General features: G+C 39.3%; 10 protein-coding genes and 2 pseudogenes. 8 read left to right on the top strand and 4 right to left on the bottom strand.

Annotation, left to right across the window (positions count from 1 at the left end; translation table 11 throughout):
- Positions 1-147: 147 nt before the first annotated feature.
- Together pgsA and CFY87_RS03520 are read right to left on the bottom strand one after the other, a co-directional pair.
- A complete protein-coding gene (pgsA, locus tag CFY87_RS03525; protein WP_094945908.1) occupies positions 148-696 on the bottom strand; it encodes a CDP-diacylglycerol--glycerol-3-phosphate 3-phosphatidyltransferase in 549 nt (182 codons plus the stop codon).
- Between the two features lie 150 nt (positions 697-846).
- Positions 847-1,832: pseudogene (locus tag CFY87_RS03520) on the bottom strand (branched-chain amino acid aminotransferase).
- Positions 1,833-2,307: 475 nt separating this feature from the next.
- Between CFY87_RS03520 and CFY87_RS03515 the strand changes: the two are divergent.
- From CFY87_RS03515 to CFY87_RS03480, 8 genes are all read left to right on the top strand, one after another.
- Positions 2,308-3,204, top strand: a complete 897-nt coding sequence (locus CFY87_RS03515) for a transcriptional regulator GcvA (protein ID WP_094945907.1) — start codon at positions 2,308-2,310, stop codon at positions 3,202-3,204.
- The gene (gene rlmM / locus CFY87_RS03510; protein ID WP_094945906.1) at positions 3,197-4,294 is read left to right on the top strand and encodes a 23S rRNA (cytidine(2498)-2'-O)-methyltransferase RlmM; all 1,098 of its coding nucleotides are present in this window, start codon (positions 3,197-3,199) and stop codon (positions 4,292-4,294) included. The genes CFY87_RS03515 and rlmM overlap by 8 nt, the downstream gene beginning before the upstream one ends.
- 170 nt (positions 4,295-4,464) lie before the next feature.
- Complete coding sequence (locus CFY87_RS03505) at positions 4,465-5,448, top strand: polysaccharide pyruvyl transferase family protein (RefSeq protein ID WP_094946097.1); 984 nt, start codon at positions 4,465-4,467, stop codon at positions 5,446-5,448.
- A gap of 80 nt (positions 5,449-5,528) precedes the next feature.
- On the top strand, positions 5,529-6,302 hold the full coding sequence (locus tag CFY87_RS03500) for a glycosyltransferase family 25 protein (protein WP_094945905.1): 774 nt from the start codon (positions 5,529-5,531) through the stop codon (positions 6,300-6,302).
- A gap of 6 nt (positions 6,303-6,308) precedes the next feature.
- Positions 6,309-7,325 (top strand): glycosyltransferase family 2 protein, encoded by a 1,017-nt coding sequence (locus CFY87_RS03495; protein ID WP_094945904.1) that lies wholly within the window; start codon positions 6,309-6,311, stop codon positions 7,323-7,325.
- 31 nt (positions 7,326-7,356) lie between these two features.
- Positions 7,357-9,543, top strand: coding sequence for a DNA helicase II (uvrD, locus tag CFY87_RS03490; protein WP_094945903.1), 2,187 nt, complete (start codon positions 7,357-7,359; stop codon positions 9,541-9,543).
- Positions 9,544-9,723: 180 nt separating this feature from the next.
- A complete protein-coding gene (gene tldD, locus CFY87_RS03485) occupies positions 9,724-11,175 on the top strand; it encodes a metalloprotease TldD (RefSeq protein WP_094945902.1) in 1,452 nt (483 codons plus the stop codon).
- 87 nt (positions 11,176-11,262) lie between these two features.
- Complete coding sequence (locus CFY87_RS03480) at positions 11,263-12,456, top strand: aspartate aminotransferase family protein (RefSeq protein ID WP_094945901.1); 1,194 nt, start codon at positions 11,263-11,265, stop codon at positions 12,454-12,456.
- Between the two features lie 146 nt (positions 12,457-12,602).
- Here the strand turns inward: CFY87_RS03480 and CFY87_RS03475 are convergent, their stop codons facing one another.
- Both CFY87_RS03475 and CFY87_RS03470 read right to left on the bottom strand, forming a co-directional pair.
- Positions 12,603-14,018: a basic amino acid/polyamine antiporter gene (locus tag CFY87_RS03475; protein WP_094945900.1), complete on the bottom strand. Its 1,416-nt coding sequence runs from the start codon at positions 14,016-14,018 to the stop codon at positions 12,603-12,605.
- A 21-nt stretch (positions 14,019-14,039) separates the two neighbouring features.
- Positions 14,040-14,931: pseudogene (locus tag CFY87_RS03470) on the bottom strand (homocysteine S-methyltransferase family protein).
- Positions 14,932-15,061 lie beyond the last annotated feature (130 nt).

Here is a 15,061-nt window from a genome sequence, read left to right as displayed (position 1 = left end):
CATTCTACGGATTTTTAGCTATTAGTCAAATACAAATTATCAATTTTTTATCAAATGTTTAAAAATAGATCAATTTCCGTTTTTTTATCGTTCAATGCAAAAGTGCGGTTATTTTGACCGCACTTTTATCGACAAATACAATCGGTTTTACCCCTTTAATAGCGTATCTTTTGCTGCACGAAGATATTGCAGCATCGACCATACCGTGAGAATTGCCGAAATATAAAGTAACACAATCGCAGCAATTTCCATTAATACATTATAACGCCATAATAAACCGCCTAACGCTAACATTTGTGAGGTGGTTTTCACTTTTCCCAGCCAAGATACTGCCACTTTGCTACGTTCGCCAATTTCTGCCATCCATTCGCGCAAGGCGGAAATAATAATTTCACGAGAAATCATGACGATCGCAGGTAATGTCACCCAAAATGAATGTTGATATTCGACGATAAGTACCAAAGCTGCCGCGACCATAATTTTATCGGCGACCGGATCCAAAAATGCGCCAAATGGCGTACTTTGATTCCATTTTCGCGCCAGATAACCATCAAGCCAATCCGTGACCGACGCGACAAAAAAGATTGCCGTGGTCAACAGTGGCGCCCAAGTAAAGGGCAAGTAAAATGCGATAACGAAGAAAGGAATTAATACAACTCGAAAAAGTGTTAGGATCGTTGGGATATTTAGTTTCATAGCAGTACAAATCTGAAGTGAATAATCTGTTATCATTCTAAAACATATTCATGCCAATGAGAACGAATTTTTCATAAAAAACCTTTTTACCAAAAGGGAAAAAGAAAAAGTGGATCGCAGTCCACTTCTGTACTGATTAAATTTGATCATTTACTCCACTTTAACAATCCAACCTTCCGGTGCTTCAATATCACCAAATTGGATTCCGACTAATTCGTTGTAGAGTTTTTGTGTGATTTCCCCGACTTCTGTTTCGGAATAAAAGACATGGAAATCGTCGCCATATTGAATACCGCCGATTGGCGTGATGACTGCTGCGGTTCCGCAAGCGCCGGCTTCTTTAAACTGATCCAATTCATTAATATACACATCCCCTTCGATTGCTTCCATGCCTAAACGTTCTTTTGCAAGATAAAGTAGAGAATATTTAGTGATACTTGGTAAAATTGATGGTGATAATGGCGTTATAAATTTATTATCTTTGGTAATACCGAAAAAGTTTGCCGATCCGACTTCTTCAATTTTGGTATGCGTGACCGGATCAAGATAAATACAATCGCTGAAGTTATTAGCTTTTGCTTGTTTACCCGGATATAAGCTGGCGGCGTAATTTCCGCCTACTTTGCCGCGCCGGTTCCGTGTTTTTTTTTTTTTTTACCACCTTTGAAATATGCTCCAACTGGACAGCAGAAAATAGAGAAAATGTATTCCGGCGCCGGATTTACGCCAACATTATCACCAACGCCAATTAAAAACGGACGCAAATATAAGGTCGCGCCGGTACCATAAGGCGCAAGCCATTCTTCATTCGCTTTGACCACTTTTTTACAAGCGTCAACAAACATTTCGGTCGGAATTTCAGGCATCAATAAACGACGACAACTGGCTTGCATACGTTGCGCATTTTGATCCGGTCGGAATAAATTAATTGAACCGTCTTTACAACGATAGGCTTTTAATCCTTCGAAACATTGTTGACCGTAATGAAGTGCGGTGGATCCTTCGCTAATATGTAAAACATTGTCTTGCGCTAACTCGCCTTTTGACCATTTTCCGTCTTTCCAGTACGCAATATAGCGATAATCGGTTTTGATATAACTGAAACCTAAATTTTTCCAATCAATATCTTTACTCATCTCGTTTTTCCTTTAATTTAGTGATTTATAAAAAGTGTTTTTTAATCTACAACATTCTGGGGTGCTTGCAAATAATTTAGTGATAAAAATATTTACTTTTTATACAATTAAGTAAAATGACCGAGATTAAAAAGGCAATTTGGTAGAGATTGTGATAGAATTCGGCAGATAAAAAAACACCGCTTCTTTGAAGCGGTGTGTAACCTAATTAGGTTTTAAAATATACAGGAAGTGAAATGAGTAACTTAATCAGTTACTCCGTTCGGGCAATCTTGCCGAACAATATGCAAACACAACATCATACTTAAGTCCGAAACTCTTTAACCAGTAAGGAATTACCAATCATTAAGTATGTGCGCATTGTAGTGAGATCGGTAAGGTTGGACAAAGGATATTTTTTTATCTGAAAGATAAAAAAACTAATCCGAACAAAATCTTGCTTATTATAAATGAAATTTTAGCATTGGGAAGATTTATGTATAAACGTTTGCCTCCCTTAAATTCACTGAAAGCTTTCGAATGTTCCGCAAGGCATTTAAGCTTCACAAAAGCGGCGGAAGAGTTATTTGTTACGCAGGCCGCCGTGAGCCATCAAATAAAATTATTAGAAGATTTTATAGGCATGGAGTTGTTTAAAAGAAAAAATCGTGCCTTAGAATTAACTGAAATCGGACAAGCTTATTTTATTGATGTTGCCAAAATTTTACGTAAACTCGCCGAAGCGACGGATAAAATCGCGGCACAAAAAAATGACAAACATTTAACTATTAGCGTTCCACAAACCTTTGGAATGCAATGGTTAGTACCGCATTTAAGCGAATTTAATCGTCGTTATCCCGATATTGAAGTGCGTTTAAAAGGCGTGGATCAAGATGAAGGTGCGTTAAGTAAAGATGTTGATATTGCGATTTATTATGGACGAGGATATTGGGATAATTTATATGTAGAAAAATTAGCGGAAGAAAAATTGCTTATTTTAGCTTCGCCAAAATTACTCGAGAACTCGCAGGTAGAAAATGCAGAAGATTTGAAAAAACATACACTTATCCATATTCATACGCGCGATAACTGGCAAAATATGATCAATCATTTGCAATTGGAAGGCATGAATATTCAACATGGTCCGCTCTTTAGTCACACCTTTATGGCATTACAAGCGGCGGTACATGGACAAGGTATCGTATTGGCAAATAAAATATTAGCGCAGCAAGAGATTGATAATGGCAATTTGCAAGTCGTTTTGCCGAGCAATTTGTCCGATCCGAAATCCTTTTATGTGGTCAATCATCTTGATCAAACGACTAACGAACGTATTGTGGCGTTCAGAGATTGGATCACGAACTCCATTACACAGGATAAAATTGATGAATAAATTAGCATTATATTGCCGCGCTGGTTTTGAAAAAGAAGTGGCGGTAGAAATGAACGAAAAAGCGACCGCACTTGGGATCTTTGGATTCGCTCGCGTAGTAGAACAATCAGGTTATGTAATATTTGAATGCTATCAAGCGGGCGAAGCCGATCGCCTGGCGCGTGAAATTCCTTTTCATCAATGGATTTTTGTGCGCCAACTGGTTGTCGTTTCCGATTTATTACACGATATGACACCGGAAGATCGCATTTCGCCGATTGTGCAACAATACCAAGTACTTGCGCATCAGATCGATTTAACTTTAAGTGATGAATTACTCGTTGAAACCGCCGATACGAATGAAGATAAAGCCTTATTGACCTTTTGTCGTAAATTTACCGTTCCGTTGCGCCAAGCCTTGAAAAAACAAGGTTGGTTGAATACCCGTGGAGGGAAAAAGTGCGGTCTAACTTTACACATTTTTTTCATTAATGCAACCGGTTGTTATGTCGGATATTCTTATAATCGCAACCATTCAGCCTATTTTATGGGCATCCCTCGTTTAAAATTTCCAACAGATGCCCCAAGTCGTTCAACCTTAAAATTAGAAGAAGCCATTTTAACCTTTATTCCCAAAGAGGAAGAAGCGACAAGATTGAATGATACAATGTATGCGGTTGATCTGGGTGCTTGTCCGGGTGGCTGGACTTATCAATTGGTGAAACGTGGTTTGTTTGTATATGCCGTCGATCATGGAAAAATGGCGGATAGTCTGCATGAAACCGGAAGAATTGAACATTGCCCTGAAGATGGGTTTAAATTCCAACCGCCTAAAAAACAAAAAATAGATTGGTTGGTGTGTGATATGGTAGAACAACCGAGCCGCGTCGCCGCGTTAATTAGCAAATGGTTTATCAACGGTTGGTGCCGCGAAAGTATTTTTAATCTGAAATTACCGATGAAAAAGCGTTATGTAGAGGTTCAACAATGTTTACAACGTATTGAAGACGACTTATTGCAACAGGGACACGCCTGTTTTATTCGCGCCAAACATTTATATCATGACCGCGAAGAAGTCACGGTTTATATTCGCTTGAAAAATAAAGGGTGATTTGGTGGCATAAAAGATTGTAATAATCTCATTGTCAAAAGTGTAAATTTTATGGATATTGCTTGGTTTTTTATACGCTAAGATTTAGAATGAGCCATTTTTCTTATCTTGCAAAGAAGCCAAGCAAGGCGATTTTCAAGTATCCTTTTGATGATAAAGTAAGCGTAAAAATGAATAACAAGTTAACCTTATTAAAATCACAATTAAGCCAAATTTGTGAATTAATCGATGATAAAAATGATGTTATGTATTTTGATTATCCACTACATACCAATGTAGGAGATTTATTAATTTATTTAGGAACCGAACAATTTTTCAAAGATTATGATATTAATGTGCGTTTAAGAAGATGTATTCCCACCTTTGATATTAACGAAGTCAAACAATTAATTACTCCAAAAACCACATTATTATGCCATGGTGGCGGCAATTTTGGCGATCTTTATCCGGATCAACAAAAATTACGAGAAGATTTAGTAGTTCATTTTCCAAAAAACCGAATTATCGTGCTACCGCAAACTGCCTTTTTTTCAAAAGCAGAAAATTTAAAAGCCTCTTCCGATATTTTTCAAGCGCATCCTCAATGTTATTTATTTGCGCGTGATGATATGACGAAAGGCATTATGTCTGCTTTTTCAAATAATGTATTTTTATCGCCGGATATGGCGCATCAATTATACGGTTCATTGCCAACCAAAACTCAAGAACCGAATAAAAATAATACCTTGTATTTTTTGCGTAAAGATATTGAAGCCAGTGATATTGAACGAAATGTTCAAGCAACATTAAGTGCACAAGATATCGTCCGAGATTGGGAAGATGTGATTAATTTCCAAGATAGAGTAGTTCTGAAATTAAGTAATGTGCTATCGGTAATCGGTAAAAAATACCAATCAAAATGGATAAAAGATATAGTTAATACAATTTGGTTTAATCATTCAAATCGTATTATCAATAGAATGATTAAGCTATTTTCTTCTTATGATAAAGTAGTGAGCAGCCGCTTGCATGGACATATTTTTTCCTGCTTATTAGAATTACCTAATGAAGTTTGTAATAATTCATATGGCAAAAATTTCGGCTATTATGAAAAATGGACTTATGATGTGTATTTTGCTAAAAAATACCGGCTTGAGAATAAAGAATCCGTTTAATAAATAAAAGGCTGAACCAAAATGGAAAATTTTTTTTTTTTTTTTTGTGTGCCTTGCCTCCCACGACTGGCTGAACCAAAATGGAAAATTTAACTGTTTTTATTATTAATTTAAAAACCTCTGTTGATAGACGTAATTATATGATTATGTTATGTCAAGAAAATCAAATTGATCCGATATTTATCGATGCAGTTTATGGTAAAGATTTATCGGAAGAGTATGTGGCTTCTGTTTATGCTGATACGGCAGCGCAGCAAAAAATTCAGCGTAGCTTAAAAAGAGGTGAAATTGGTTGTGCATTAAGTCATAAAGCAATTTATGAATATATGTTGATACATAATATCGAGCAAGCATTGGTATTGGAAGATGATGTAGCCTTTGAAAAAAATTTCAAAGAAGCCATTGCGTTAATTGATAAATTCCCTTCTCATTGGGATTTAGTTTTATTAGGACATTACGCGGATTATATCGGCACAAAAGAAGTACAATCGCCAACCAGTTTTTGGGATCAACATAAATTAAATGATACCTTTAAATTATGTCGTTTATCAGATTATGGTTATGGTACACACGCTTATTTAGTTAATAAAAAAGGTGCAAAAAAATTATTAAAGGCAATTTCGCCAATAAGTATGCCGATTGATTTATATACGGGAAGCGGTGAGTTTTCTAATGTCTATGCCATGATTCCAACGCCAATTAAAGTGGTGCTCCCTTTTGGGTCTACCGTCCGTAATAAGGAAGAAAGGGTAATTGAAAATGTGCGTTTTTATTATTTGAAAAAATTAATCGGACCTGCCGGTAGAAAAGTATTAAAAAAGCCTATTTATTTTTTAAATCCTTATTACCCGTAAAAAAATATGATAAATAAACCTTTTATTTCGATTATTATTCCGGTGTACAACGTTGCGCCCTATATAGAGCGTTGTTTAACCTCTTGTATTAATCAATCTTTTTCTGATATTGAAATTATTGTGATTGATGACAAAGGAAGCGATAATTCCATCACTTTGGTGCAATCTTATGCTGCCCAAGATACAAGAATAAAAATCTTGGATAATCAAGTTAATAAAGGCGTTTTTCATTCTCGGCAACAAGGAACCTTATCCGCGTTGGGCGATTATATTTTATATGTTGACGGAGATGATTTTTTAGATAAAGATTGCTGTCAATTTTTGTATGAAAAAATCAAACATCAACCGGAAATTGAGTTATTTCACTTTGCCGGTGAAAGTTATCCCCACCCTGATGGATTAATTTATACCGGTACTGAAAAAACTTGCCAACATAGCGAAATTATATCGGATGTTTTCTCACATTCGTCACACTTAATTTGGACCATATGGGGAAAATTAATTAAAACGACGGTAGCAAAAAATACATTTAAACAATTACATTTTATTGAACAGCGTATTATTTGTTCGGAAGATTTGTTATTTTTATTTGCATTAAGCATGAATGCAAAAAATAGCCAAGGCTCATTGAAAAAACCTTATTATTTTTATTTTAATAATGTAAATTCAATGACAAGAGAAATCGAAGAAAATAAAATTCAAGCACGAATTTACTCGAATAAAAAAGTAATTGATTATTTAAATCTAATTGAAAGTCCGACATTTGATCAAAATATTTTAGCCAAATATCGTAAAAAAATGACCGCACTTTTATATTATTATATTCACTTTGATGCCCGACAACTCAAAGGTCAATATTTTACCTCCATGCTGGCTTGTTTGTACTATTATCCTAGAATAAAGAATGTAGTACGATTACTGCTTTTTATCGTTAGTTTGGGCAAAATAAAAAATAGCCGATATGAACTCAAGGTGCAACAATTTGTACCTTTTTATTGCACTCAATACAAAAACCACATATAATCAGACTGTATAAAAAAACAGTGGCAAGCAAATGGATATTTCAGAATTACTTGACGGATTAAATGATAAACAACGGGAAGCGGTAGCCGCGCCTTTGGGCAATTATTTGGTTTTAGCCGGTGCCGGGAGTGGGAAAACAAGAGTATTGACCTATCGTATTACGTGGCTGGTTGCGGTCGAAAATATTTCAGAAGGCAGTATTTTAGCAGTAACCTTTACTAACAAAGCGGCTGCCGAGATGCGTTCTCGTATAGAAAATACCCTCGCTAAATATTCTTCCCAACGCTTATTCGGAATGTGGGTAGGCACTTTCCACAGTATTGCCCATCGCCTCTTGCGCGCACATCACTTAGATGCTGGATTGCCGCAAGATTTTCAAATTTTAGACAGCGAAGATCAACTTCGTTTAGTCAAACGCTTAATGAAATCTCATCAGTATGATGAAAAAATCTATCCTTACAAACAAGCCTGCTGGTACATTAATAACAAAAAAGAAGAAGGTTTGCGCCCGCATCAAATTGATGACAATAATGATCGTGAAGAACGGGAATGGATTAAAATTTATAAAATTTATCAAGATGCTTGTGATCGTGCCGGTTTGGTTGATTTTTCCGAATTATTATTGCGAGCCTATGAATTATTCCTAAAAAAACCGCTGATTTTACAACGTTATCGACAACGATTTCAGCATATTCTCGTGGACGAATTCCAAGATACCAATAATATTCAGTATGCATGGATTAAATTATTAGCAGGTGCACATGGCAAAGTGATGATTGTCGGTGACGACGATCAATCCATTTATGGTTGGCGCGGTGCGAAAATAAAAAATATCCATCGTTTTCTACAAGATTTTTCTCAAGCGCAGACGATCCGCTTGGAACAAAACTACCGTTCAACCGGTAATATTTTGCAAAGTGCTAACCAATTAATTGCCAATAACTCTAATCGGTTAGGGAAAAATCTTTGGACTGCCGGTGAACAAGGCGATCCAATTGATATTTATGCTGCATTTAATGAGTTGGATGAGGCGCTATTTGTTTCCGGTCAAATTAACCGCTGGCTTGAAGATGGCGGAAAGTTGGATGACTGTGCGATTTTGTATCGCAGCAACAGTCAATCCCGCGTACTGGAAGAAGCCTTAATTCGCGCCAATATTCCCTATCGGATTTATGGCGGAATGCGCTTTTTTGAACGTCAAGAAATTAAAGATGCGCTGGCTTATTTGCGCTTAATCGCCAATCGACAAGATGATGCGGCTTTTGAACGAGTGGTCAATACACCGGCACGCAGTATCGGCGATCGCACTTTAGATATTTTGCGTAATGTCGCCCGTGAGCGACAATTAACCTTGTGGCAAGCGACCCACGTTGCAATTCAAGAAAATATGCTGGCGTCTCGTTCCGCAACCGCCCTGTTACGCTTTATTGAATTAGTCAATTCCTTGCAGCATGATACGGAAGAAATGCCGCTGTTTGAACAAACGGATTTTGTGATCAAACATTCCGGTTTGTATGTGATGTATCAACAAGAGAAAGGTGAAAAAGGCGAAGTGCGCATTGAAAACTTGGAAGAATTAGTCAATGCGACTAAAGAATTTATTAAACCGGACGAAGCAGAAGAGATGACGGATTTGATAGCATTTTTAACGCACGCCTCGCTGGAATCCGGTGAAGAACAAGCCTCACCACATCAATCTTATGTCGAAATGATGACCCTACACTCCTCCAAAGGGCTGGAATTTCCACGCGTGTTTATCGTAGGAATGGAGGAAGAAATTTTTCCAAGTAGTCGTTCCATGATGGATATGGATCGTCTGGAAGAGGAACGTCGCTTGGCTTATGTTGGCATTACACGAGCCAAACAAAAATTGACCCTATGTTATGCCGAAAGTCGTCGTTTATACGCTAAAGAAGAACGACACTTTCCTTCTCGATTTCTCAATGAATTGCCAAAAGAATGCGTGCGCGAAGTACGTATTCGAGGAACCGTGACTCGTGCCTATAATCAGGCAATGGTTGGACAATTAAAACAGGAAGCCTTGTTATCGGATAGCGGCTGGCGTGTCGGGCAAAAAGTCAAACACGAAAAATTTGGTCAAGGGACGATTATCAATATCGAAGGTGCTGAAAATAATACCCGTTTGCAAATTGCTTTTCAAGGACAAGGGATTAAATGGCTCATTGCTCATTTGGCTAAGTTGACGCTAACAAATTAGTAAGGATAAATTATCCATGCATGATTTGACCCAAAGTGCGCTCAAATTTTTTCATGTTTTAACAAGATAGTTTATCCCTATAATCAATGTTATACTCTGCTCCATCATTGATGGAGCGCTTTCCAATAATTAACGCGCTTCTACGTATTTAAACAAAAACAAGCATTCCGAGACAACCTTATGTTATTAAATAAAGTCACCCAATCTTTGCTCGCACCGAGCCAACTTGCGCTACAAGATTTATCCAATATTTTCGATCAACTTTCTCATCGGCATTTAGATTATGCAGATCTCTATTTTCAATTAAGCCAAGATGAAAACTGGGTACTCGAAGATAGCATCATCAAAGAAGGTGGATTTCATATTGATCGCGGTGTTGGTGTGCGCGCAGTAAGTGGCGAAAAAACGGGATTTGCCTATTCTGATCAAATTACACTCGCAGGATTACAACAATGCGCCAATGCAGTCAAAGGTATCGCTCAAATCAAACAAGGGAATATCATTACGCCAAATGCCTTTAATCCAGTAGCTCCTATCTTGCGCTACCAAGCCATTAATCCGCTAGACAGTTTAACCAAAGAGAAAAAAATTGAATTGCTACATTTAGTAGATCGCGTGGCACGAGCCGAAGATCCTCGAGTGATTCAAGTTTCCGCCAGCTTAAGTTCCGTATATGAAGAAGTCTTAGTTGTTGCTACCGACGGTACGCTAGCCGCCGATATTCGCCCGTTAGTGCGTTTGTCTATTTCCGTACTTGTGGAACAGGATGGAAAACGGGAACGCGGCGGTGCCGGATTGGGGGGACGTTTTGGCTTAGATTGGTTCCTTGAGTCTTATCAAAATGAAATAAGAGCGGTTTATTTTACCAAACAAGCGGTACGTCAAGCCTTAGTAAATCTTAGCGCTGTGCCTGCTCCTGCCGGTTTAATGCCGGTAGTATTGGGGGCGGGCTGGCCGGGTGTCTTATTGCATGAAGCGATTGGGCATGGTTTAGAAGGCGATTTTAACCGCAAAGAAAGTTCATTATTCAGCGGAAAAATTGGCGAATTGGTTACCTCACCGCTGTGTACTATTGTTGATGATGGGACGCTGCCAAATCGTCGCGGCTCCATTACCATTGATGATGAAGGCGTACCAGGTCAATGTAACACATTGATTAAAGAAGGAATTTTGCAAGGTTATATGCAAGATAAAATGAATGCTCACTTAATGGGAACCCAACCAACCGGAAACGGACGTCGCGAATCTTATGCCCATTTACCGCTGCCACGGATGACCAATACTTATATGCTGGCGGGAAAAAGTAAATTTGATGATTTGGTCGCGTCTGTAGATCTCGGCATTTTTGCACCGCACTTTGGTGGCGGTCAAGTGGATATTACTTCCGGCAAATTTGTTTTCTCCACCTCTGAAGCCTATCTTATCGAAAAAGGTAAAATTACCAAACCGGTGAAAGGTGCAACGCTTATCGGCAGCGGTATTGAAGTTATGCAAAATATTTCCATGGTCTCGGATGAAGTAGAATTGGATCATGGCATTGGAGTTTGCGGCAAAGAAGGACAAAGCGTACCGGTGGGCGTAGGTCAACCGGCGTTAAAAATTGAAAAAATCACCGTGGGCGGCACCAATTGATTGAATTTTTATGCGTTTATTTGATTAATTATTCAAAGAGAGTATACTGCTTCATAAACTACATCATACTGAATAAAAGGATAAATTATGCATCAGTACACAAAAAGCACTTTTGAAAAAGTGATGGTACAAAACTATGCACCGGCGGATTTTATTCCGGTTAAAGGAAAAGGGTGTCGCGTTTGGGATCAGGACGGTCGTGAATATATCGATTTCACCAGCGGCATTGCGGTTAACGCTCTCGGACATTGTCATGAAGAAATTGTTGCAGTATTACAACAACAATGCCAATTGTTATGGCATTCCAGCAACTGGTTTACTAACGAACCGGTCTTGGCGTTAGCAACTAAATTAACGGAAAAAACCTTTGCCGATCGCGTCATGTTCGTCAACTCCGGCGCAGAAGCCAATGAAGCGGCACTAAAACTCGCTCGTCGTTATGCAGTAGATCATTTTGGCTATCAAAAAAGCAAAATCATTTCTTTTAAACAAAGTTTCCATGGTCGCACTCTCTTTACCGTCAGCGTCGGCGGACAAGCAAAATACTCTGACGGTTTCGGCCCCAAACCGGCGGATATTGTTCATGTCCCTTTCAACGATCTTGATGCAGTCAAAGCCGTCATTGATGAGCATACTTGTGCGATAATCATTGAACCTATTCAAGGAGAAAGTGGCGTCATTCCGGCAAAAGCGGAGTTTTTACAAGGACTACGCGAGCTTTGTGACCAATACAACGCGCTGCTGATTTTTGACGAAGTGCAAACCGGACTGTCTCGTACCGGCTATTTATACGCCTATATGAAATATAACGTTATCCCGGATATTTTGACATCTGCCAAAGCGCTTGGTAACGGTTTTCCTATCGGTGCTATGCTAACCACCGATCATATTGCTAAAAGTTTTGCGCCGGGCGTACACGGAACCACCTTCGGCGGTAATCCGTTGGGGTGTGCAGTTGCCGGAAAAGTAGTGGATATTTTATCTGATCCACAATTCTTAAAAAATGTTCACCGCACTTCCGCTTATTTCCTTGAAAAGCTACACCGGCTCAACCAACGTTATGCAATATTTAAACAAATTCGCGGCGAAGGATTATTGATCGGAGCGGAATTAGTGGACAAATTCCATGGAAAATCCACAGAATTTGTCAAAAAAGCTGCTGATCAAGGCTTAATGATTTTAGTTGCCGGTTCCAACGTACTTCGCTTCGCTCCAGCCTTAAACATCAGCCAAGAAGAATTGGCTCTCGGTTTACAGCGTTTAGAAAAAGCGTTGAGCTAAATTGGTTATCTTTAGGCGGGGTTCCCTCGTTCTACGGTTCTTTGCCTGCCAAACTGCAGACTTGCGAAAAAACTCCTTCAGCGACAATAAAAAGTGCGGTGATTTTAACCGCACTTTGGTTAACAATCGGGATATAAAGGCGATCATTAACTCCAATCCATATTATTGATACTGTGATAAATCGCCCAAATAAAAAGTAAGCCGATAAATACGAGGCTCCCTTTTTCCCATTGATTAAGTTGCAATTTTTTGCCTAAAAATTGGTAACGTGAATAAAGGAAAAGTCCAATTCCCGGGACATAAAGCAACACAGAAAGCAATAAATAATCCAATCCGGCAGCGTATAGAATCCATAATCCATATAATGTGGCTAGAAAACCGGTGAGTTTAATATGCCATGCTGCGTTTTGCACAATGGCTAATTTAAGTAAATAAGCCGCGATCAGCAAGTAAGGTACCAAGATCATGGAAGTAGAAATAAGCAATAAGGTTTCGTAGCTTTTGCCGGTGAGCAATACTAAGAATAAACAAAGTTGTACCACCACTCCGGTGAACCACAGGGAATTAATCGCCACGTCGTTTTGGTTCAGTTTATTCAATGCTTGCGGGAACGCGCCATTTTGTGCGCCGCGATAAGGCACTTCAGAACAATACATCGTCCAGCTAATATAAGAGGCGAGTACGGAGACAATTAAGCAAAGGGTGATGATGATTTTTCCGCCGGATCCCGTCATTTTTTCCAATAAACCGGCCATGGAGGGATTAGACATTTCCGAGATCACTTCGCGCGGTAAAATCCCTAAAGATAAGACTGTAATTGCGACATAAAGAATTAAGGCGATTAAAATCCCCAACACCGTTGCAAGTCCGACATCACTTTTCTTTTTCGCATGGGCAGATAGCACGGAGGCACCCTCTACGCCGGTAAACACCCAAAGGGTAATTAGCATGGTGTTTTTGACTTGTTCGGTGACGGTATTATTTAAACCGGTGCCTTTCAGATCTTGGCTGAAGGTTTGCGGTGAAAAATACCACAATGCCAAACCGATAAATAACACTAACGGAAATACTTTAACGAAGGTCGCAATCAGATTAACTGATGCCGCCTCTTTGACTCCGCGCGCGATCAAAATATGTACCAACCACACGATAATGGAGGAACCAATAAAGGACGCGATAGTATTACCTTGCCCGAAAATCATTTGGTTTTCACTGTCGGTAAAGGTGCCGATACCTTCAAAGGCGACCACTAAATAGCCGACAATCCCAATGGTTGCACAAAGCCAATAACCCCAAGCAGACATAAACCCCATCAAATCGCCAAAGCCTTCGCGGGCGTAGGTATAAATCCCACCGTCTAACTCCGGTTTTAGGCGCGAAATATAAAAAAATGATAATCCAAGGAAAATAATACCGACGCCGGTAATTGTCCAACCGATAAGTAAGGCTTCGGAGCCGGCAACGGCTGCCATATTTTGCGGTAAACTAAAAATTCCCGATCCGATCATGGAGCTTAATACTAAAGCGGTAAGCGAAATGAGACCAATTTTTTTATTTGACATAACAATCCTTAATGTTGCCGGTTATTTTAAATGCGTCGATAAATGTTGAATATATTCCACGCCGATCCCGCAGCAGCCACCGACAATGGTCGCACCGCAGTTCACCCAGTTTTTTTGCCCATAGCAAATAGCTTTCAGGATCCAAATCTTGTCGCACTTCATCCAATCCGTCATTAGCGGTAGCATCTTTGGGTTGAGGCGCAAAGGCGTTAGCATAAGCGCCGATACGAATATGTTGCGCTTGATGTTCAGCTAAGGTGGCTTGTGTTACTTGCAAGGCTTGCTCAATGACTTCCGGTTGGCAACAATTAAACAAAATTGCTTCAACGCCCAATTCAAGCATTTTTTCTACCGCACTTTTCACACTTTCGCCGGAACGCAGTTGTGGCTGCGGTGTCGGTTCGTCGTCGGTGAGCGTAAAAGACACCCAAAGCGGACGATTATCCGGCAACAATGGTTTAATAGATTGCGGCTCAATGATTGCACTTTGCGTTTCACACAACCAAAAATCCACATAAGGCGCCAATCCGTCAATAATCGGTTGCGCAATTTCTTTCACCCGTTTGGCATCAAATAAATCCGGACGATAAGATCCGAAAAGTGGCGGCAAGGAACCGGCAATTTGGGTGGATTTGCCGCTATTTTGCACCGCACTTTTCGCCAAACGTCCGGCAAGATCTGCCAGCGTTTTCCCGTCGGTGGTAAAACGTTGTTCCCCGATATGAAAAGGCACTACCGCATAGCTATTGGTGGTGATCACTTCTGCGCCATGTTGAATAAATTCTTCGTGTACCAGCTGTACCGCACTTGGTTTTTCATAAAGCGATAATGCCGACCATTCCGGTTGACGAAAAGGTGCATTTAAACGCATTAGCTCTCGGCTCATCCCGCCATCAAGGATTGTGATTGTCATTATTTTTCCTTATTTTTCCTTCTTTTTGATAAATAAAAAAGCGAAAAAGGTTTTTTGTTTTTCGCCTTAGCGTAAAACTGAATTCTTTCGATTTTATAAAAAAATAACCGCACTTTAAAGAAAGTGCGGT

The organism is Actinobacillus seminis (assembly GCF_002263215.1).
GTDB lineage: Bacteria > Pseudomonadota > Gammaproteobacteria > Enterobacterales > Pasteurellaceae > Actinobacillus_B > Actinobacillus_B seminis.
This window is presented reverse-complemented; position numbering and strand designations above follow the sequence as displayed.

Bases quoted from the DNA above. Each gene is read 5' to 3' on its own strand.
- pgsA (WP_094945908.1), bottom strand. From the start codon at position 696: ATGAAACTAAATATCCCAACGATCCTAACACTTTTTCGAGTTGTATTA.
- CFY87_RS03515 (WP_094945907.1), top strand. From the start codon at position 2,308: ATGTATAAACGTTTGCCTCCCTTAAATTCACTGAAAGCTTTCGAATGT.
- rlmM (WP_094945906.1), top strand. From the start codon at position 3,197: ATGAATAAATTAGCATTATATTGCCGCGCTGGTTTTGAAAAAGAAGTG.
- CFY87_RS03505 (WP_094946097.1), top strand. From the start codon at position 4,465: ATGAATAACAAGTTAACCTTATTAAAATCACAATTAAGCCAAATTTGT.
- CFY87_RS03500 (WP_094945905.1), top strand. From the start codon at position 5,529: ATGGAAAATTTAACTGTTTTTATTATTAATTTAAAAACCTCTGTTGAT.
- CFY87_RS03495 (WP_094945904.1), top strand. From the start codon at position 6,309: ATGATAAATAAACCTTTTATTTCGATTATTATTCCGGTGTACAACGTT.
- uvrD (WP_094945903.1), top strand. From the start codon at position 7,357: ATGGATATTTCAGAATTACTTGACGGATTAAATGATAAACAACGGGAA.
- tldD (WP_094945902.1), top strand. From the start codon at position 9,724: ATGTTATTAAATAAAGTCACCCAATCTTTGCTCGCACCGAGCCAACTT.
- CFY87_RS03480 (WP_094945901.1), top strand. From the start codon at position 11,263: ATGCATCAGTACACAAAAAGCACTTTTGAAAAAGTGATGGTACAAAAC.
- CFY87_RS03475 (WP_094945900.1), bottom strand. From the start codon at position 14,018: ATGTCAAATAAAAAAATTGGTCTCATTTCGCTTACCGCTTTAGTATTA.